Below are 18487 nucleotides of genomic sequence, written 5' to 3'. Positions count from 1 at the left end.
TTTGGGTGGGGTCCTGGTCCATCCTCTGTCGTCACCCCGCCGTCGGGCGCCGGGCGGAAGGAGAATCCCATGCAGTACGGTCCCGCGGTGCGCCGCCGCAAGCTCGGTGCCGAGTTGCGTGTCCTGCGCACCCGTTCCGCGCTCACGAGCATCGAGGCGGCCCATCGGGTGGGCTGGCACCAGTCCAAGGTGAGCCGGATCGAGACGGGCGCCAGCGGGGTGAAGCCCGCGGACGTCCGCAAGCTCCTGGACGCGTACGGGATCGACGACACCGAGTTACGCGAGCTGCTCCTGGCGCTCGCCGGTTCCGAGGACGGCGGCGGACGGCACAACTGGTGGCACGCGTACCGGGGGGTACTGCCGCCGGCGTACCGCGACTTCATCAGCCTGGAGTCGCAGGCGGGGGGCATGCGGACGCTGGAGACCTCGGTGGTGCCGGGTCTGCTGCAGATCCCGGAGTACGCGCGGGCGGTGACGCGGGCCGCGGTGGAGGGGCTGGAAGACGACAAACTCGACGCGCTCGTGGAGGTGCGGCTCGCGCGGCAGAAGGTGCTGTGCGGAAATCCGCCGATGAGGCTGAGCGCCGTGCTCGACGAGGGCGTTCTCCGGCGCGAGGTGGGCGGTCCCGAGGTCATGGCCCGGCAGCTGGCCCGTCTGGTCGAGGCGGCGCGGCTGCCCCAGGTGAGACTGCAGGTGCTCCCGTTCACTGCCGGGGCACACATCGGCGTCACGGGCCCTTTCGTAATTTTCTCATTTCCGAGCACGTCTGATCTGGATGTGGTTGTTCTCGACCACTTGACGAGTAGCCTCTACCTCGAACGGAAAGAAGACCTCAAGGCGTATGTCGAGGCCTTCAACGCCCTTCAGATCCACGCCCTTTCGCCCGAGGACTCGTTGGATTACCTCGCCGGGCTAGCCGCCGGCGCGTAAGGAGGCACCATGTCCGCACTGCCTCGGAACGTTCCCGCAAGTACCGAACTGCGTGATGTGCGATGGCTGCGCAGCAGCCGCAGCACCGGGATGAACAACTGTGTCGAGACGGCCCGTCCGCGATCCGGCCGCTGGGCCGGGCTGGTGGCCGTACGCGACTCGAAGAACACGGCGGGGCCCGCCCTGCTGTTCGAACCCGACACCTGGGAGGGATTCGTCACCACACTGCGGTGAGCGCCACCGGCCGCGCGCGAGGTTCCGCTTACGGCGACGCTCGACCGGGACGCCGACTCACGGTCGCGTATCGCCGATGATCCCCACGGCCCGGTCGATCTGTCCCTGCGTGAGATCCGCACGGGCGGTCAGCCGCAGCCGTGAGACGCCGTCGGGCACGGACGGCGGGCGGAAACAGCCGACGGCGAGACCCGCCGCCCGGCAGTCCGCCGCCCAGCGCAGTGCCTGATCCGGCGACGGCGCGCGTACGGACACCACGGCGGCGTCGGGCCGCACCGCTTCATGGCCCGACGCCGTCAGCCGTGCGTGCAGCTCCCCGGCCACCTCACGGGCGCGCGCGGCCCGCTCGGGCTCGCGGCGCAGCAGCCGCAGCGCGGCGAGCGCCGCGCCGGTCGCGGCCGGGGCGAGCCCCGTGTCGAAGATGAAGGTGCGGGCCGCGTTGACCAGATGGTCGATGACCGGTGCCGGGCCGAGGACGGCTCCGCCCTGGCTGCCGAGCGACTTGGAGAGCGTGAGCGTCACGACGACGTCGGGGGCGCCCGCGAGTCCCGCCGCGTGCGGCGCTCCCCGGCCCCCGTCGCCCAGGACACCGAGGCCGTGCGCGTCGTCCACGACGAGCCCTGCACCGTACTCCCGGCAGGCCGCGGCGAGTCCGGCCAGCGGGGCGGCGTCGCCGTCCACGGAGAAGACCGTGTCGGAGACGGCGACGGCGGGCCTCGGGGCGGCCGTGCCGAGCGCCTTGCGGACGGCGTCGGGGTCGGCGTGGGCGACGACCTGGGTGGTGCCTCGGGCCAGTCGGCAGCCGTCGATGAGGGAGGCGTGGTTGCCCGCGTCCGAGACGATCAGGGAGCCGTGGGGGGCGAGCGCGGTGACGGCGGCGAGGTTGGCGGCATAGCCGGAGGAGAAGACGAGCGCGGCCTCGAAGCCGCAGAAGTCGGCCAGTTCCCGTTCCAGTTCGCCGTGGAGTTCGGTGGTGCCGGTGACCAGCCGGGAGCCGGTGGCCCCGCCGCCCCAGCGGCGCGCGGCCTCGGCGGCGCCCTCGGTGACCTCGGGGTGCCGGGCGAGACCGAGGTAGTCGTTGCTCGCGAGGTCGAGGAGCGGTGAGTCGGCCGGACGGGGGCGCAGGGTGCGTACGAGCCCGGCCCGGCGGCGTGCGGAGGCCTGCTCGTCGATCCAGCCGAACGCCATGAGTCCTCCGGGGTGGTGTGGGCAGCCCTCGGCGCCGGTGCCGTGGTGGGCGGCGCGGCGGGGGCTTTTGTAGGCAGTGCACAGACACTAACGGGCCGACCAGCCGCCCACGATGTGGTGATACCCACACGTCGATCCCACTCTGTTGTCCGAACCATCCTTGGCCGGGAGCGGTCCCGTAGGACAGGATCGGCTCTCATGGACCTGCTGAACACGCTGGTGGACAAGGGGCTCCGGCGCGAGCCGCTGAGCCGTGCCGAGGCGCTCGCCGTTCTCGGCACCTCCGACGACGAACTGCTGGACGTGGTGGCCGCGGCCGGGAAGGTGCGCCGGCACTGGTTCGGGCGCCGGGTGAAACTGAACTATCTCGTCAACCTCAAGTCGGGTCTCTGCCCCGAGGACTGTTCCTACTGCTCCCAGCGGCTCGGCTCGACCGCCGGCATCCTCAAGTACACCTGGCTCAAGCCCCACGAGGCCTCCGAGGCCGCCGCGGCCGGGCTCGCGGGGGGCGCGAAGCGGGTCTGTCTGGTGGCGTCCGGGCGCGGCCCGACCGACCGGGACGTGGACCGGGTCTCCGACACGATCAGGACGATCAAGGACCAGAACGAGGGCGTCGAGGTGTGCGCCTGCCTCGGTCTGCTCTCCGACGGACAGGCCGAACGCCTGCGCGAGGCGGGCGCGGACGCCTACAACCACAACCTGAACACGTCCGAGGCGACGTACGGCGAGATCACGACGACGCACACGTACGCCGACCGGGTGGACACGGTCCAGAAGGCGCACGCGGCGGGTCTGTCGGCCTGCTCGGGTCTGATCGCGGGCATGGGCGAGAGCGACGAGGACCTGGTCGACGTCGTCTTCTCCCTCCGTGAGCTGGACCCGGACTCGGTGCCGGTCAACTTCCTGATCCCGTTCGAGGGCACCCCGCTCGCCAAGGAGTGGAACCTCACCCCGCAGCGCTGTCTGCGGATCCTGGCGATGGTGCGGTTCGTCTGCCCGGACAGCGAGGTGCGGATCGCGGGCGGGCGCGAGGTCCATCTGCGCACGATGCAGCCGCTCGCGCTGCACCTGGCCAACTCGATCTTCCTGGGCGACTACCTCACCAGCGAGGGCCAGGCCGGCCGGGCCGACCTGGAGATGATCGCGGACGCCGGCTTCGAGGTGGAGGGCACCGACCAGGTCACGCTGCCGGAGCACCGGGCGGCGGTCACCGCCGGCGGGGCGTGCGGGTCCGGTCCGAGCGCGGGGTGCGGGTCGCACGAGGGGGGCGGCTGCGGATCGCACGAGAGCGCCGGCGCGGGCTGCGGATCGCACGCGGAGGGTGGTCCCTGCGGGTCCGTCGCCGCCGCGGCACCGGCCGGCGAGGCGCGGACGGACCTGGTCGCGGTTCGCCGCCGGGGCGCCGGCACCGACCTCGCGCCCAATGCCTGAGGCGTCCGGCCTGGGCGTGCCGGAGCTGCTGGACCTCGACCGGCGGCATGTGTGGCACCCGTACGGGCCCATGCCGGGCCGGCAGGAACCGCTCGTCGTGGAGTCGGCGAGCGGGGTCCGGCTGAAGCTCGCGGACGGCTCCGGCGAGCTGGTGGACGGCATGTCGTCCTGGTGGTCGGCCATCCACGGCTACAACCACCCGGTGCTCAACGAGGCGGCGCGCGAGCAGCTCGGCCGGATGAGCCACGTCATGTTCGGCGGGCTCACCCATGAGCCCGCCGTACGGCTGGCGAGGCACCTTGTCGACATGTCGCCCGACGGTCTGGAGCATGTGTTCCTCGCCGACTCGGGGTCGGTCTCCGTCGAGGTCGCGGTCAAGATGTGCCTGCAGTACTGGCGCTCGCTCGGCCGCCCCGGCAAACGGCGCCTGCTGACCTGGCGCGGCGGCTACCACGGGGACACCTGGCAGCCGATGTCCGTGTGCGACCCCGAGGGCGGGATGCACGAGCTGTGGCAGGGCGTCCTGCCCCGGCAGGTGTTCGTGGACCCGCCGCCGGTCGAGTTCGACGAGGCGTACGCGCAGTCGCTGCGCTCGGCGGTCGAGCGGCACGCCGACGAGCTGGCGGCCGTGATCGTGGAGCCCGTGGTGCAGGGGGCGGGCGGGATGCGCTTCCACTCCCCCGCGTATCTGCGGGTGCTGCGGGAGGCGTGCGACGCCCACGACGTGCTGCTGGTCTTCGACGAGATCGCGACCGGCTTCGGCCGTACGGGCGCCCTGTTCGCGGCGGACCACGCGGCGGTGACGCCGGATGTGATGTGCGTCGGCAAGGCGCTGACCGGCGGTTATCTGACCCTGGCGGCGGCGCTGTGCACCGCCCGGGTGGCCGACGGGATCTCGCGGGGCGAGGTGCCGGTGCTGGCGCACGGCCCCACCTTCATGGGCAACCCGCTGGCCGCGGCCGTCGCCTGCGCCTCGATCGAGCTGCTGCTCGGCCAGGACTGGCTCGCCGAGGTCAAGCGGATCGAGACCGGACTGCGGGACGGACTGGCGCCCGCGCGTGAGCTGCCGGGGGTCAGGGACGTCCGGGTGCTCGGCGCCATCGGGGTCGTACAGCTCGACCACGCGGTGGACATGGTGGCCGCCACGGCCGCCGCGGTGGGCGAGGGCGTGTGGCTGCGGCCGTTCCGCGACCTCGTCTACACGATGCCCCCCTACGTCACCGGCGACGAGGACGTGGCGCGGATCGCGCGCGCGGTGTGCGCGGCGGCGACAGCGGGATGACGGAAGGGAACGACATGACGGTCCTGGTGGTCACGGGGACGGGCACGGAGGTCGGCAAGACGGTCACCACGGCGGCCGTCGCGGCGGTGGCCCTGGCGTCCGGCCGGTCCGTGGCCGTCCTCAAGCCCGCGCAGACCGGCGTACGTCCGGACGAGCGCGGGGACGCGGACGAGGTGGCCCGGCTCGCGGGCGCCGTGACGGTCCGCGAACTCGCCCGCTATCCCGAGCCGTTGGCGCCGGCGACCGCGGCCAGGCGCGCCGGTCTCCCGGCGGTGCACCCCGAGGACGTCGCCGGGGCGGCGGCCAAACTGGCGGTCGACCACGATCTGGTCCTGGTCGAGGGCGCGGGCGGCCTCCTCGTCCGCTTCGACGAGGCGGGCGGGACCCTGGCGGACACGGCCCGGCTGCTCGGCGCGCCGGTGCTGCTGGTCGCCTCGGCGGGGTTGGGCACGCTCAACACGACCGAGCTGACGGCCCGCGAACTCGCCGTGCGTGAGGTGGAGCTGGCGGGTGTCGTCATCGGCAGCTGGCCCTCGGCGCCCGATCTGGCGTCCCGTTGCAATGTGGCGGACCTGCCGGTGGTGGCGGGGGTGCCGTTGCTGGGTGCGGTGCCCGCGGGGGCGGGGGCGCTGGCTCCCGGCGATTTCCGGGCGAGGGCCGGGGGCTGGCTGGCGCCGGCGCTCTCCGGAGTGTGGGACGCCGTTTCCTTCAGTGCCGCCGAAGCCGCGCCGTAGGGGACCTGGGGCGGGTCGGCCGCGCGTTCGTCGTGGCTGACCGCGCGGTTCCCCGTGCCCCTGGAGGGGCGCGCCACGGCCTCACGTCTCCGTCTCCCCCAGCAGCCGCACCAGTTCGATCCTCGACCGGATCCCCAGCCGGGAGAACACCCCCCGCAGATGGTGGTCGATCGTGCGCGGGCTCAGGAGCAGCCGTGCGGCGATCTCCCGGTTCGTCGCACCCTCCGCCGCCATGCGAGCGATCATCAACTGCTGGGCGGTGAGGCGGGACGCCAGAGCCTCCGCGGCCGGCACCGCGGCCGCACGCTCCCCGAGGGCCCGGAGTTCGGCGCGGGCCTGGGACGCGCAGTGCGGGGAGCCGAAGTGGTCGAAGGCCTCCAGGGCGCTGTGCAGCCGGTCCCGGGCCTCGGTGCGGTTGCGCAGCCGCCGCAGGGCGCTGCCGAACAGCAGTTCCGTGCGGGCGCGTTCGAAGTCGCGGGTGCCGGAGGCGTGCAGGTCGAGCGCCGCGCGGTAGTGCTCGACGGCCTCCTCCCCGGTGGCGAGCAGTGCCCGGCAGCGGGCGCTGAGGGCGAGGTCGTCGGCGCTGCGGACGGTGCGGGCCCAGCGGTCGTAGTCGGCGTGCGCGGCGCGGGCCACCCGGGTGTCGCCGGTGCGGACGGCCGCCTCGACGTAGTGCGGTGTGGCCAGATGCCGGACGGCCCGGTGCCCGTGCCCGGGGCCGAAGCCGGCCAGCGCGCGCAGGCGGGCCGCCGAGGCGGCGTACCGGCCGGTGCTCAGGTCGAGGAAGGCGAGGGCGAACATGGCGAGCGCGGCGGGCAGTCCGAGTCCGCGTTCCAGGGCATACGCGCGGGCGGACTCGGCGCGCTCCCGGCACACCTGCTCGTCGCCGGTGACGGCCGCGAACATCGCGAGAGCGGCCTGGAGATGACAGGCGCCGTTGTCCTGCCCGGTGGCGTACGCCTGACGCAGGGCGTCCACGGCGGCGGCCTCGGCGGCCCTCGGGCGCCCGGTCCAGAACTCCGCGTAGGCCCGGAACTCCATGGCCTGCGGCACGGTCACCGTCTCGCCCCTGGCCCGTGCGGAGGCGGCGGCGCGGGCGGTGGCGGTGTAGGCGCGGGTGTGGTCGCCGAGCAGGAGGGCGGCGATCCCGGAGTGGATGAGCTGGGTGGGGTCGCCACCGGGACCGCAGCGCCCGGCGGCGGCTTCGAGTACGTCCCGGGCGTCCTCGTAACGGCCCTCGAACGCGGCGGCGAGTGCGCCGAGGGTGCTGGGCGGCACGATGCCGAGGCCGTCGGCGACGGCGGCGGCCTCCCGGCAGCGGCGCAGGTCCCCGGTGTAGATGGCGGCCTCGGTTGCTCGTGCCAGCAGGTGGGCGGCCCTGTCCGGGGTGCCGTCGCCGACCTGCCGGACGGTGGCGGTGAGCAGGGCGTCGAAGGCCTCGGCCGCGTTTCCGGCGCGCAGGGCGAGCAGTCCCGCGAGGGCGTCGTCGTCCGTGGCGGCGACGAGGCGGCGGGCACGGTCGCCGTCGCCCGACCGCCAGGCCTCGGCGGCGGCCTGGGCCAGCAGGGGCGTGCGTTCGGCGGGTTCGGGGGTGAGTCCGGCGGCGCGTTCGGCGAGGGCGGAGGCGAGCGCGGGGTCGCCGATGGCACGTGCCACCCGTGCCGCCAGGCGGAGTTCGGCGGCGAGGCGGCGGCTGGGGCCGAGCGCGGCGGCGGCCCGGTGCCAGGAGCGGCCTGGGCGCTCGCCCTCGCCGCTGAGGACGGCGGCGAGGAGACGGTGGGCCTCGCGCCGGTCGGCCATGGACGCGGACTCGTACACGGCGACGCGGGTCCAGGCGTCCTGGAAGACGATGCCGTGGGTCGTGGCGTGGGCGAGACCGGCCGCCTCCGCCGTGTCCAGGGGGCGGGTGTCGAGCCGGGCCGCGGTGACGGCCCGCGCGTAGGCGTGCGTGGGGACCGGGTACTGATCGGCGGCGGCGAGGAGCAGCAGGAAGCGGGTGTCGTCGGGCAGGGCCCGTACGTCGCGCCGGTGGCCGCGCAGCAGGGCGGGGGCCAGCGCCAGCGGTTCGGCGGGGAGCGGGTCGAGTCCTGTGAGCTGACGCGGGGTCAGGGCGGCGGCGAGTTCCGCGGCCGCGCGCGGGTCGCCGTGGGCGGCGTGCAGCAGGCGTACGCGCACGCCTTCGGACAGCGTGGGCGCGGCGGCCGACGCTGTGTCCGGGCTCGGCCACGTGCGCGAGGGGGGCGGTGGCGAGCGATGCGGAAGTTGTGGGGGGTTCACCGGGGTCACCACGCTCATCACGTTACTTGCGAGTTAATCGACCAGTAAAGACCGGCGATTTCGCCGATGCGGCGCGCGTAGACCCCGCTGACACTCCAGACGAACCCCACCCGTTCCAGGAGGCACCATGCAGCGCCGCATGCGCCATATCGCCACGGCCCTCGCGACCGTGACCACCACGCTCCTTCTGTCGCTCTCCTTCTCCGCGACCTCCGCTCAGGCCGCGACCCGCAACCCCGTGGTCTTCGTGCACGGGCTGAGCAGTTCGTCCAGCAGCTGGGACGACTGGGTCGCGTACTTCAAGGCCGACGGCTACACGTCTTCGGAGCTGTACTCCTGGTCCTACGACTGGGGTCAGTCCAACGTCACGACGGCCGCGCAGCTCAAGACCAAGATCGAGAGCGTGCGGGCCGCGACGGGCGCCGCCAAGGTCGACGTGGTCGTGCACTCGATGGGCGCGCTCAGCTCCCGGTACTACCTCAAGAACCTCGGCGGGACGGCGTACGTGGACGACTTCGTCTCCACGGCCGGTGTGAACCACGGGACGACGGTCGCCGGTTGGTGCCGGTGGCTCTACACGTCCTGCGGCGAGATGTACACCGGCAGCTCGTTCCTCACCGCGCTGAACTCCGGTGACGAGACGCCCGGCAGCGTGTCGTACGCCAGCTACTGGTCGAACTGCGACGACGCGCTCACCCCGGACACCTCCGCGATCCTCAGCGGCGCGACGAACGTCGAGGTCGGCTGTGTCTCGCACAACGACATGAACAACGACAAAGGCATCTACAACCAGGTCCGGGCCTTCATCGCCTGACCCCCGGCGGCGGCACCTCGTGCCGTGTACACCCGTGCCCGTCGCGTGGCCTCCTCCCCAGGGGCACGCGGCGGGTGAACCGTTTCCGCCGCCCTTCGCGACCGTCCTCGGCCGTCCGTCCCGGCCGCGACGGGTGAGGCGGTGCTTCCGGGGGGAGAATCGCGGTATCTGCCGTTCTCTTCGGGAGGTCCTCATGGCCCGTGCCCGCGCGACGACGGACGCCGTGCACCACCCCCTCTTCGCCCGGTTCTACGCCCGGCTGAGCGTGTCGGCGGAGCCGAGGATCGGTCCCCTGCGCGACGAGTTGCTGGCGGGGCTGTCGGGCCGGGTCATCGAGATCGGCGCCGGGAACGGCCTCAACTTCGCGCGCTACCCGGACGCGGTCTCGGAGGTGGTGGCGATCGAACCGGAGCACTCCCTGCGGCGGTTGGCCCTGGAGGCCGCCCTGCGCGCCGACGTGCCGGTGGACGTGGTGCCGGGCGCGGCGGAGGCGCTGCCGGTCAAGAGCGAGGCGTTCGACGCGGCCGTGGTGTCGCTGGTGCTGTGCAGCGTGCGGGACGTACGGCGCTCCCTGAGCGAGGTGCGGCGGGTGCTGCGCCCCGGCGGTGAGCTGCGGTTCTTCGAGCACGGCCGGGGCGGCGGACGGGCGATGCGGACGGCGCAGCGGGCGCTGGACGGCACGGTGTGGCCCCTGCTGTTCGGCGGCTGCCATGTGTCCCGCGACCCGCTCGCCGTGATCCGGGCCGCCGGGTTCGAGACCGGGGCGGTCCGGGAGGTCCTGGTGCCCGAGCAGGGGCCGCGGCTGCCCAGCTCCTACTGCGTGCTGGGACGGGCGCGGCGGCCCGGCGTCACAGACTCCACTGGCGCAGCTCCCGGGTGATGTCCTGCACGGTGGCCTCGCCGTTCTTGACCAGTCGGGCGAGTTCACGCACCTGTTCGGCGGAGGTGACGACCTTGACGCCGCTGGCCACGAGGTAGCCGTAGGCGACGGCGGAGGCGAACAGCGCGTTGGAGCGCTCCAGCGCCGGGACGTGCATGAGGACCTGGAGGAGGGCGGCGGCCCGGGCGTGGGGGGTGTCGTAGACGGGGACGTCGAAGATCTCGGCCTCGTGCCGGGCGACGGCCGCGACGAGTGCGCCCCAGTCGGAGACCTGTGGATCTCCGGGCGTCTTCCGTTCGGCGACCATGAGGAGCCAGGCGAGGTCGATTCTGAGCTGGCTCAAGGGATCAGTGACGTCCCTCGCGCCGGCCTTCGGGATCGGCGCCGAACTCCTCGGCGAAGACCGCCTCGTACTGCTTCATGAAGTCGGCGGCGGACTCGACGAAGGTGTGGCCCGCCTCCCCGGTGTCCTGCCGGACCAGTTCCTCGATGTACCGGTTCACACTCATCCCGCGCTCCAGGGCTCGTTCACGGGCGGCCCGGGCCGTGTCCTCGTCCACCCGGACGTTCAGCTGAGTCTTGGCCATGACTCGACGCTAGCGCCGGAGCGCTAGCAGAGCAAGGGCGCCTTCACCGCGCACCACCCCTAGGGTCCCCTTGCGTGCCCCTTACATAGACATCGGGGACCCGACCTGCGGCGGAGGCCGCCTCGGACTTCGGGGGGATTCCTGCTGTGCCCCGAATCACACTAGGCTCGGCCGGAAGCGCCCGGAATTCGAACTGGTTCGAGCCTGGAGGCCGTTTTGTCCATTGTTGCCGCTGAGCACTCCCTCGGCCGCGCGGAAGCCGACGCCGTCGCCGCCCGCGCCCGGGGCCTGACGAAGGCGTACGGCTCGGGCGAGACCGCGGTGCTCGCCCTCGACTCGGTCGACGTGGACATCGCACGCGGCCGTTTCACCGCCGTGATGGGCCCCTCGGGCTCGGGGAAGTCCACATTGATGCACTGCCTGGCCGGGCTCGACACCGTATCGGCCGGGCAGGTGTGGCTCGGGGACACCGAGATCACCGGGCTCAGGGACCGCGAACTGACGCGGCTGCGCCGGGACCGGATCGGCTTCATGTTCCAGTCCTTCAACCTGATCCCCACGCTGAACGCCGCCGAGAACATCACGCTGCCCATGGACATCGCGGGCCGCAAGCCCGACCGGCAGTGGCTCGACCGGGTCATCGACACACTCGGGCTGCGCGACCGGCTGGGGCACCGGCCCTCGCAGCTCTCCGGCGGGCAGCAACAGCGCGTCGCCTGCGCCCGCGCGCTCGCCTCCCGGCCCGAGCTGATCTTCGCCGACGAGCCGACCGGCAACCTCGACTCCCGCGCCGGGCTCGAAGTGCTCGGCTTCCTGCGCGAGGCGGTCGACCGGCTGGGCCAGACGGTCGTCATGGTCACCCATGACCCCGGCGCCGCCGCCCACTCCGACCTGGTGCTCTACCTCGCCGACGGACGGATCGTGGACCGGATGGAGCGTCCCACGGCCGAAGCGGTCCTGGAGCGCATGCGCCTCTTCTCCGGGGCCAAGCCGCGGGCCACCACAGGGGACGGACCCGGAGACGGACCCGCCGGGGACGGGACCACCGACGGACCCGCCGATGGGTCCACCGATGGGTCCGCCGACGGGACAGCCGCTGGGTCCGTCTCCGGGTCCGTCTCCGGGCCCGTCGACTTCGGCAAGGACGACTGAGGCCGTGCTGAAGGCGACCCTGCGGAGTTTCCTCGCGCACAAGGGACGGCTGCTGCTCTCGGCGCTGGCGGTCGTCCTGTCCGTGGCGTTCGTCGCGGGCAGCCTGATCTTCTCGGACACGGTCGCCCGCACCTTCGACCGACTGTTCGCCTCCACCTCGGCCGATGTGACCGTGGGGCCGAAGGACGACGAGCTGACGGGTCAGCTGCCGACCGGGGCCGTCGAGACCGTGCCCGCCTCGCTCGCGCGGCGGATCGCGGGGATCGACGGCGTGGCGGACGCCCGGATCGACGCGTCCGTCGACAACGTCACGGTCGTCGACAGCGACAAGGAGTCGGTGGGACCGACCACGGGCGCCCCCACCGTCGCCAGGAACTGGCACCCCACCGACCGCAGCCCGGTGAAGCTCACCAGCGGGCACGCGCCACGAGGCTCCGGCCAGGCCCTGCTCGACGCGGACACCGCGAAGAACAAGGGCGTGGAGATCGGTGACACCCTGACGGTGCTCGCCCGGCCGGGCTCCTTCGAGGTGCGGGTCGTCGGCATCGCCACCTTCACCACCACCAACCCCGGCGCCGCCCTCGTCTACCTCGACACCCGAACGGCCCAGACCCGGCTGCTGGGCGACCCCGACGCCGCCACAGGCGTCTCCGTGACCGCCGAGCCGGGGGTGAGCGACGACCGGCTCAAGCGGCGGATCGCCGACGAGCTGGGGCCGACGGCCTACGAGTACCTGACCGCCGACGAACGGGCCGAGTCGTCGGCCGCCTCGCTCGGCGGATTCCTCGACGTGATCAAGTACGTGATGCTCGGCTTCGCGGGGATCGCGACACTCGTCGGGGTCTTCCTCATCGTGAACACCTTCTCGATGCTCATCGCGCAGCGCACCCGCGAACTGGGCCTGTTGCGCGCACTGGGCGCCGACCGGCGCCAGGTGCGGCGCTCGGTGCTCACCGAGGCCGCGCTCCTCGGCCTCGTCGGGTCGACGCTCGGCCTCGCCGCCGGCATCGGGCTGGCCTTCGGGCTGATCGAGCTGATGGGCGCCTTCGGGATGAACCTGAGGTCGACCGAGATGGTGATCGGTGTGGGGACACCGATCGCGGCGTACGTCGTCGGGCTCGGCGTCACCTTCGTCGCCGCCTACCTGCCGGCGCGGCGGGCCTCGGCCGTCTCGCCGATGGCGGCCCTCTCCGACGCCGAGATCGCCGGGATCGGGCGGCCGCTGAAGGTGCGCGCGGTGGCCGGCGGGATCGTCGGAGCGGCCGGTGCCGCCGCGCTCGCCGGGTGCGCGATGTCGTCCGACACGGGCTCCGCCGCGTCCCTGCTCGGTCTCGGCCTGGTCCTCACGCTCGTCGCGACCGTCATCGCCGGACCACTGCTCGTACGACCGGTGATCCAGGTCCTCGGTGGCGCCTTCCCGGCGCTGTTCGGCTCCGTCGGCCGGATGAGCCAGCGCAACGCCCTGCGCAACCCGCGCCGCACCGGGGCCACCGCCTCCGCGCTGATGGTCGGCATCGCCCTCGTCGTCGGCATGTCCGTGGCGAGCGCGTCGATGGCCAGGTCCTTCGACGACGAGATCGACAACACCCTCGGCGCCGACTTCGTCATCCAGAACCAGAACTTCCTGCCGTTCCCGCAGGAGGTCACCGACAAGGTCCGCGCCACCGACGGCGTCGGCCTCGTCGTACGGCAGCGGTTCACGCCCGTCGCGGTACGGCTGCCGGACGGCGAGCGCGTCGAGACGACCGCCGCGGCCTACGACGCGCGGCTGGACGAGATCGCGAACGTCACCTACGCCGAGGGGGACAGCGGTGCCGCGCTCGCCGACGGCGCCCTCGCCATGGACGCGGAGTTCGCGCGGGACCACGACGTACGGGTGGGCAGCACGATCCCCGTCCGGTTCCCGGCCGGGAGGAACACCGAGCTGAGGGTGGCCGCGCTCACCGACCAGGACACCGCCGACGGGTTCGGGACCCAGGGCGGGCTGTACTTCGGGATGGCCACCATCGAGACGTACGTGCCCGACGGGCAGGACTCCGCGCTGTACGTCAACGCCGGGTCGGGCACCGGCACCGACGAGCTGCGGGGGAACCTGGAGCGGACGCTGGACGCCTACCCGCAGGTCCAGGTCCGCGACCAGGCCGACTACAAGGATCTGGTCCGCGGCCAGATCGCCGTGCTCCTCTATCTGGTCTACGCGCTGCTCGGGCTGGCGATCGTCATCGCGGTCCTCGGGGTGGTCAACACCCTCGCCCTGTCGGTGGTCGAACGCACCCGGGAGATCGGGCTGCTGCGCGCGATCGGGCTGGGCCGGCGGCAGCTGCGGCGGATGATCCGGCTGGAGTCGGTGGTGATCGCGGTCTTCGGGGCCGTCCTCGGGCTCGTACTGGGTCTCGTCTGGGGGGTGTGCGCCCAGCAGGTGCTGGCGCTGCAGGGCATGAAGGCGCTGGAGATCCCGTGGGGCACGGTCGTGGCCGTGGTGATCGGCTCGGCGGTGGTCGGCGTCGTGGCGGCCCTGCTGCCCGCGCTGCGCGCGTCCCGGATGAACGTCCTGGCGGCGATCGCACACGAGTGACAGCGCCCGCCGAGAGTGACCGCGCGCATGCGTGCGCATGTGCTGGCGGCATGCGCACGCCGGTGGTGTACTCACCGGCGTGCCCGCTCAAGTCCTGTAAAGGTGAGGAGAGTTCATGCCGCGCCCGTTCCGTTTCGGAGTCAACTTACTCAGCCCCACGTCGGCCGGGGAGTGGCGCGCGAAGTGCCGCCGCGCCGAACAGCTCGGCTACGACGTGATCCTGGTCCCGGACCATCTGGGCATGCCGGCCCCGTTCCCGTCCCTGGTCGCGGCGGCGGAGGCCACCGAACGGCCGCGGCTCGGCACGTTCGTGCTGAACGCGGGGTTCTGGAACCCGGCGCTGCTGGCGCGCGAGGTCGCCACCACGGACGCGCTGACCGGAGGGCGTCTGGAGCTGGGACTCGGCACCGGCTACGTCCCGGCCGAGCACGAGAAGGCGGGCCTGCCGTGGGGTTCGGCGGGCGGGCGGGTCGATCATCTGCTGCACATGGTGCAGGAGTTGGACGTGCTGCTCGGCTCCGGGGAGCACGAGCCACGGCCGGTGCAGCGCCCCCGGGTGCCGCTGCTCATCGGGGCCAACGGCGACCGCATGCTGCGGATCACCGCCGAGCACGCGGACATCGCGGCGTTCACCGGTGCCCGGACGATGGCGAACGGCAAGCTGGAACCGCTCACCGCCGGGGAACTCGACGAACGGGTCGGCCGGTACCAGGAGTTCGCCGCCGGGCGCAAGGAACCCGCCGAGCTGAACCTGCTGATCCAGATCGTCGAGGTCACCGAGGACCGCGCCGCCGCCGTCCAGCCCTGGCTCGACCACCTCCCGAACCTGACCGAGGAGCAGGCGCTCCAGCTCCCGCTGGTCCTCGTGGGAACCCTCCAGGAGATCGTCGACCAGGTCCTGGCACAGCGGGAGCGGTACGGCTTCTCCTATCTGACCGTCCTGGAACCCAACATGGAGACCTTCGCGAAGGTCGTCGAGGCGCTGCACGGCAGGTGAGGGGGACACGAGGCTGGGGGCGAGGAGCGCGCTCCGGGTGAACGCCGAGCCGGTGCGGAACCGGCGCGAACACGGAGGCGGCCGGAGCCGCTCCCCTGCCCGGGTGCCCGGAGCGCGGGCAGGGAGTATCAGGGCGGCCGCGAACGTCGCCGTCGTGTCCTGCGTCGGCCGTATCGGCTCCGGGCCGTCGCCGCGGCAGCGAATCGCGCGCAGGGACCCGAGGCGCTCGCGGGTACCGGAACGCGGGCGGTCCCGGAGTGCCGAGCCGGCTCGGAAACCGGGCGGGACACGGAGCCCGACCGCACCCGTCCCGGGACACCGCCGCGCGGCCGCGTCCGGATTCTGGAATTCCGAACCGCCCTCCGGCCCCCGTGATGGGATCGCGTCATGACCGACCTGCGCATACGGGCCGCGACGCCCGACGACCTCGACGCCGTCCTCGCCTTCTGGAAGGCGGCCGCCGAGGGCACGAGCATCAGCGACGACCGTGAAGGCGTCGAGCGGCTGGTGGCCCGCGACCCCGAGGCACTGATCCTGGCCGAGCTGGACGGGGATCTCGTGGGCACGGTCATCGCCGGGTTCGACGGCTGGCGGTGCCATCTGTACCGGCTCGCGGTGCACCCGGAGCGACGGCGCAAGGGCATCGGCTCTGCTCTGCTCGCCGCGGCGGAGGAGCGGTTCGTCCGGCTCGGCGGGCGACGCGGCGACGCGATGGTGCTCGTCCGCAACGAGTCCGCCCAGCATGCGTGGCGGGCCGCCGGGTACGCGCCCGAGGAGAAATGGCGGCGATGGGTGAAGCCGCTCGGGGGCTGAGGCCCAGCCCGCACCGAGGCGACGGGAGGCACTTTGCCGGTCCTTTACCATGAGGGGACCCGTCAACCTCTACGGAAAGGTTGTGAGCGTCCGCCCATGGGCGAGCCTCCCAGTACACGGCCCGGTGCCTCCCGCACCCGAGCCGGTGCACGACGTCGCGCGATCCTCCCCCCCCTGCCCGATCATGGGACGGAGGTGACCCGATGACCGAAGTACTCCTCCTTCTGGTGGCGGTGCTGCTCTCGCTGATCTGTGGTGCCTTCGTCGCCGCCGAGTTCTCGCTGACCACGGTCGACCGCGCCCGGCTGGAACGGGCCGTGGAGCGCGGCGAGCGGGGTGCCGCCGGCGCCCTCAAGGCCGTACGGCATCTGACCTTCCAGCTCTCCGGCGCCCAGCTCGGCATCACCGTCACCAACCTGGTCGTCGGCATGCTCGCCGAGCCGTCCATCGCGAAGCTGATCGCGGGCCCGCTGGAGGCGGCCGGCATACCCGCCTCCGCGTCGAGCTCGGTGGCGCTGGTGATCGGCACGGCCCTGTCGACCGTCGTGCTGATGGTCGTCGGCGAGCTGGTGCCCAAGAACTGGGCGATCTCCGCACCGCTGCCGGTGGCGAAGAAGGTGGCGAACCCGCAGCGCTGGTTCAGCTCCGCGTTCCGCCCGTTCATCACCCACCTCAACAACACCGCCAACCGTCTCGTACGGCTCCTCGGCATCGAGCCCGCCGAGGAGCTGGCCTCCGCGCGGGGTCCCCAGGAGCTGGCCGCCCTCGCCCGGCACTCGGCCAAGGAGGGCGCCCTGGAGCCGGACACCGCCGAGCTGTTCGTACGGACGCTGAACCTCGCCGATCTCACCGCGGAGAACGTGATGACCCCGCGTGTCCAGGTCATCGCGCTGGACGCCCAGGCGACCTGCGAGGACGTGGCGAACGCGACCCGGGCCACCGGTCTGTCCCGCTTCCCCGTCTACCGCGGCAGCCTCGACTCGGTCGTCGGCACCGCGCACATCAAGGACGTCCTCGCCGTGCCCGCCGCGCGCCGACTGCACACCTCCGTCGCGGAGCTGCTGCGCGAGCCCTTGCTCGTCCCCGAGTCCCTCACCGTGGACCGGGTGCTGGACCGGCTCTCGGGCAAACGCACGATGGCCGTCGTCATCGACGAGTACGGCGGGACGGCCGGCGTGGTCACCCTGGAGGACATCGTCGAGGAGGTCGTCGGCGAGGTGCGGGACGAGCACGACCCGCACGAGACGCCGGATCTGGCCCCCGTCGGCACCGACGAGCACGGCCGCGAGCTGTACTCCGCCGACGGCTCGGCCCGCACCGACCAGCTGGCCCGGGTGGGCCTGCGCGCGCCGGACGGACCGTACGAGACGCTCGCCGGACTCGTCGCCACCGAGCTGGGCCGTATCCCGGCCGTCGGCGACAGCGTGGAGGTCGCCGACTGGCGGCTCGACGTGGTGGACGCCGCCGGGCGCCGGGCCGCGCGCGTGCTGCTGCACGCGCCGGTCCCGTCCGCCGAGGAGCACGAGGAGGAGACTCGATGACCGCCGTCCAACTGCTGATCGGTTTCGCGACGCTGGTCGTCAACGCGTTCTTCGTGGGCGCCGAGTTCGCCCTGATCTCGGTGCGCCGCAGCCAGATCGAGCCCTACGCCGAACAGGGCGACCGGCGGGCGCGCAGCGTGCTGTGGGGTCTGCGGCACGTGTCCGCGCTGATGGCGGCCGCGCAGCTCGGCATCACCCTGTGCACCCTGGTCCTCGGCGTGGTCGCGGAGCCCGCGATCGCGCACCTGCTGGAGCCGCTGTTCCACGCGGCGGGCGTGCCGGAGGGCGCGGGCCACGTGGTCTCGTTCGTGATCGCCCTGACGCTCGCCACGTACCTGCACATGCTGCTCGGCGAGATGGTCCCGAAGAACATCGCCCTGGCCGAGCCGGTGCGCAGCGCCCTGCTGCTCGGCCCGCCGCTGGTGACGCTCTCGCGGGCGCTGCGCCCTGTGATCTTCACGGTCAACGCCTTCGCGAACGCCCTGCTCAAGCTCATGCGGATCGAGACGAAGGACGAGGTCGCGGCGACCTTCTCGGACACCGAACTCGCCCGGCTCGTCCGGGACTCCAGCGAGGCGGGACTGATCGACGACCGCGCGCAGGAGCGGCTGCGCGACGCGCTGGAACTGGGCCGGCGGCCGGTGCGTGACGTCGTGCTCCCGCTGGAGCGGGTCGTCTACGCGGGCATGGGGGTCACCCCGGAGGAGCTGGAGCGGCTGTCGGCCGAGTCCGGGTTCTCCCGTTTCCCCGTGGTCGACGAGGGGCGCCGGATCGTGGGCTACCTCCATGTGAAGGACGCGCTCGACGCGGCCCCGCGCGACGTGCCGTTCTCCGTGCGGGACATGCGGTCCATCGCCCGGGTCCGCGAGACGACCCCGCTGGACGACGTGCTCAGCGCGATGCGCCGCAGCCGGACGCATCTGGCGGCCGTCCTGGGCGCGGACGGGCGGCTCGCGGGGATCGTGACCATGGAGGACGTGCTGCGGGAGCTGTTCGGGCAGCCGGCCGTGTGAGGTTCGTCGGTGGAGAGAGCGGACCGACCGCCGGGTATG

The 18487-nt window shown here is 72.9% G+C and carries 17 protein-coding genes; 13 read left to right on the top strand and 4 right to left on the bottom strand.

The genetic code is table 11. The annotated features are described in order from the left end of the window. The first annotated feature begins 69 nt into the window (after positions 1-69). Together ACFU5F_RS08105 and ACFU5F_RS08100 are read left to right on the top strand one after the other, a co-directional pair. Positions 70-930: a helix-turn-helix domain-containing protein gene (locus ACFU5F_RS08105; RefSeq protein WP_383883635.1), complete on the top strand. Its 861-nt coding sequence runs from the start codon at positions 70-72 to the stop codon at positions 928-930. 9 nt (positions 931-939) lie between these two features. After that, entirely contained in the window at positions 940-1164 is a 225-nt protein-coding gene (locus ACFU5F_RS08100) for a DUF397 domain-containing protein (protein WP_383883632.1), read from the top strand. Between the two features lie 57 nt (positions 1165-1221). Here ACFU5F_RS08100 and ACFU5F_RS08095 read toward each other — a convergent pair whose 3' ends face one another. Continuing rightward, entirely contained in the window at positions 1222-2352 is a 1131-nt protein-coding gene (locus ACFU5F_RS08095) for an 8-amino-7-oxononanoate synthase (protein ID WP_383883629.1), read from the bottom strand. 198 nt (positions 2353-2550) lie between these two features. Here ACFU5F_RS08095 and bioB point away from each other — a divergent pair, with 198 nt between their 5' ends. The 3 genes from bioB to bioD are packed head-to-tail and all read left to right on the top strand — an operon-like array spanning position 2551 to position 5799. Next, the gene (bioB, locus tag ACFU5F_RS08090; RefSeq protein ID WP_383883626.1) at positions 2551-3783 is read left to right on the top strand and encodes a biotin synthase BioB; all 1233 of its coding nucleotides are present in this window, start codon (positions 2551-2553) and stop codon (positions 3781-3783) included. Beyond that, on the top strand, positions 3776-5065 hold the full coding sequence (locus ACFU5F_RS08085) for an adenosylmethionine--8-amino-7-oxononanoate transaminase (RefSeq protein WP_383883623.1): 1290 nt from the start codon (positions 3776-3778) through the stop codon (positions 5063-5065). The genes bioB and ACFU5F_RS08085 overlap by 8 nt, the downstream gene beginning before the upstream one ends. 14 nt (positions 5066-5079) lie before the next feature. Next, a complete protein-coding gene (gene bioD / locus ACFU5F_RS08080) occupies positions 5080-5799 on the top strand; it encodes a dethiobiotin synthase (protein WP_383883621.1) in 720 nt (239 codons plus the stop codon). An 81-nt stretch (positions 5800-5880) separates the two neighbouring features. On the opposite strand, the gene ACFU5F_RS08075 is transcribed toward bioD, so the two are convergent. Then, positions 5881-8094, bottom strand: coding sequence for a LuxR C-terminal-related transcriptional regulator (locus tag ACFU5F_RS08075; RefSeq protein WP_383883618.1), 2214 nt, complete (start codon positions 8092-8094; stop codon positions 5881-5883). 109 nt (positions 8095-8203) lie between these two features. Here ACFU5F_RS08075 and ACFU5F_RS08070 point away from each other — a divergent pair, with 109 nt between their 5' ends. Beyond that, on the top strand, positions 8204-8890 hold the full coding sequence (locus ACFU5F_RS08070) for an esterase/lipase family protein (protein ID WP_383883615.1): 687 nt from the start codon (positions 8204-8206) through the stop codon (positions 8888-8890). 193 nt (positions 8891-9083) lie between these two features. Beyond that, a complete protein-coding gene (locus tag ACFU5F_RS08065) occupies positions 9084-9770 on the top strand; it encodes a class I SAM-dependent methyltransferase (RefSeq protein ID WP_383883610.1) in 687 nt (228 codons plus the stop codon). On the opposite strand, the gene ACFU5F_RS08060 is transcribed toward ACFU5F_RS08065, so the two are convergent. Both ACFU5F_RS08060 and ACFU5F_RS08055 read right to left on the bottom strand, forming a co-directional pair. Next, positions 9739-10113, bottom strand: coding sequence for a fic family toxin-antitoxin system, toxin component (locus tag ACFU5F_RS08060; RefSeq protein WP_383883607.1), 375 nt, complete (start codon positions 10111-10113; stop codon positions 9739-9741). The genes ACFU5F_RS08065 and ACFU5F_RS08060 overlap by 32 nt on opposite strands. A gap of 4 nt (positions 10114-10117) precedes the next feature. Then, a complete protein-coding gene (locus tag ACFU5F_RS08055) occupies positions 10118-10357 on the bottom strand; it encodes a toxin-antitoxin system HicB family antitoxin (RefSeq protein ID WP_013005232.1) in 240 nt (79 codons plus the stop codon). Between the two features lie 216 nt (positions 10358-10573). On the opposite strand from ACFU5F_RS08055, the gene ACFU5F_RS08050 reads away from it, so the two are divergent. The 6 genes from ACFU5F_RS08050 to ACFU5F_RS08025 all read left to right on the top strand — a co-directional run bounded on the left by ACFU5F_RS08050 (position 10574) and on the right by ACFU5F_RS08025 (position 18448). Next, positions 10574-11509, top strand: coding sequence for an ABC transporter ATP-binding protein (locus ACFU5F_RS08050; protein WP_383883605.1), 936 nt, complete (start codon positions 10574-10576; stop codon positions 11507-11509). A 4-nt stretch (positions 11510-11513) separates the two neighbouring features. Further along, positions 11514-14084: an FtsX-like permease family protein gene (locus ACFU5F_RS08045; RefSeq protein ID WP_383883602.1), complete on the top strand. Its 2571-nt coding sequence runs from the start codon at positions 11514-11516 to the stop codon at positions 14082-14084. Between the two features lie 115 nt (positions 14085-14199). Continuing rightward, positions 14200-15081, top strand: coding sequence for an LLM class F420-dependent oxidoreductase (locus ACFU5F_RS08040; protein WP_383883600.1), 882 nt, complete (start codon positions 14200-14202; stop codon positions 15079-15081). 387 nt (positions 15082-15468) lie between these two features. Next, complete coding sequence (locus ACFU5F_RS08035; protein WP_383883597.1) at positions 15469-15894, top strand: GNAT family N-acetyltransferase; 426 nt, start codon at positions 15469-15471, stop codon at positions 15892-15894. A 203-nt stretch (positions 15895-16097) separates the two neighbouring features. Further along, complete coding sequence (locus ACFU5F_RS08030) at positions 16098-17435, top strand: hemolysin family protein (RefSeq protein ID WP_383883594.1); 1338 nt, start codon at positions 16098-16100, stop codon at positions 17433-17435. Then, a complete protein-coding gene (locus ACFU5F_RS08025) occupies positions 17432-18448 on the top strand; it encodes a hemolysin family protein (RefSeq protein WP_383883591.1) in 1017 nt (338 codons plus the stop codon). Before ACFU5F_RS08030 ends, ACFU5F_RS08025 begins: the two co-directional genes overlap by 4 nt. Positions 18449-18487 lie beyond the last annotated feature (39 nt).

Origin of the sequence: Streptomyces sp. NPDC057438 (assembly GCF_042802995.1) — a bacterium.
In the GTDB taxonomy this organism is placed as follows: domain Bacteria; phylum Actinomycetota; class Actinomycetes; order Streptomycetales; family Streptomycetaceae; genus Streptomyces.
Note: the sequence above shows the minus strand (reverse complement) of the source record. Positions and strands in the feature narration are given on the sequence as shown.

Coding starts and splice junctions, on each gene's coding strand:
- ACFU5F_RS08105 (WP_383883635.1), top strand. CDS start 70: ATGCAGTACGGTCCCGCGGTGCGCCGCCGCAAGCTCGGTGCCGAGTTG.
- ACFU5F_RS08100 (WP_383883632.1), top strand. CDS start 940: ATGTCCGCACTGCCTCGGAACGTTCCCGCAAGTACCGAACTGCGTGAT.
- ACFU5F_RS08095 (WP_383883629.1), bottom strand. CDS start 2,352: ATGGCGTTCGGCTGGATCGACGAGCAGGCCTCCGCACGCCGCCGGGCC.
- bioB (WP_383883626.1), top strand. CDS start 2,551: ATGGACCTGCTGAACACGCTGGTGGACAAGGGGCTCCGGCGCGAGCCG.
- ACFU5F_RS08085 (WP_383883623.1), top strand. CDS start 3,776: ATGCCTGAGGCGTCCGGCCTGGGCGTGCCGGAGCTGCTGGACCTCGAC.
- bioD (WP_383883621.1), top strand. CDS start 5,080: ATGACGGTCCTGGTGGTCACGGGGACGGGCACGGAGGTCGGCAAGACG.
- ACFU5F_RS08075 (WP_383883618.1), bottom strand. CDS start 8,094: ATGAGCGTGGTGACCCCGGTGAACCCCCCACAACTTCCGCATCGCTCG.
- ACFU5F_RS08070 (WP_383883615.1), top strand. CDS start 8,204: ATGCAGCGCCGCATGCGCCATATCGCCACGGCCCTCGCGACCGTGACC.
- ACFU5F_RS08065 (WP_383883610.1), top strand. CDS start 9,084: ATGGCCCGTGCCCGCGCGACGACGGACGCCGTGCACCACCCCCTCTTC.
- ACFU5F_RS08055 (WP_013005232.1), bottom strand. CDS start 10,357: ATGGCCAAGACTCAGCTGAACGTCCGGGTGGACGAGGACACGGCCCGG.
- ACFU5F_RS08040 (WP_383883600.1), top strand. CDS start 14,200: ATGCCGCGCCCGTTCCGTTTCGGAGTCAACTTACTCAGCCCCACGTCG.
- ACFU5F_RS08035 (WP_383883597.1), top strand. CDS start 15,469: ATGACCGACCTGCGCATACGGGCCGCGACGCCCGACGACCTCGACGCC.
- ACFU5F_RS08030 (WP_383883594.1), top strand. CDS start 16,098: ATGACCGAAGTACTCCTCCTTCTGGTGGCGGTGCTGCTCTCGCTGATC.
- ACFU5F_RS08025 (WP_383883591.1), top strand. CDS start 17,432: ATGACCGCCGTCCAACTGCTGATCGGTTTCGCGACGCTGGTCGTCAAC.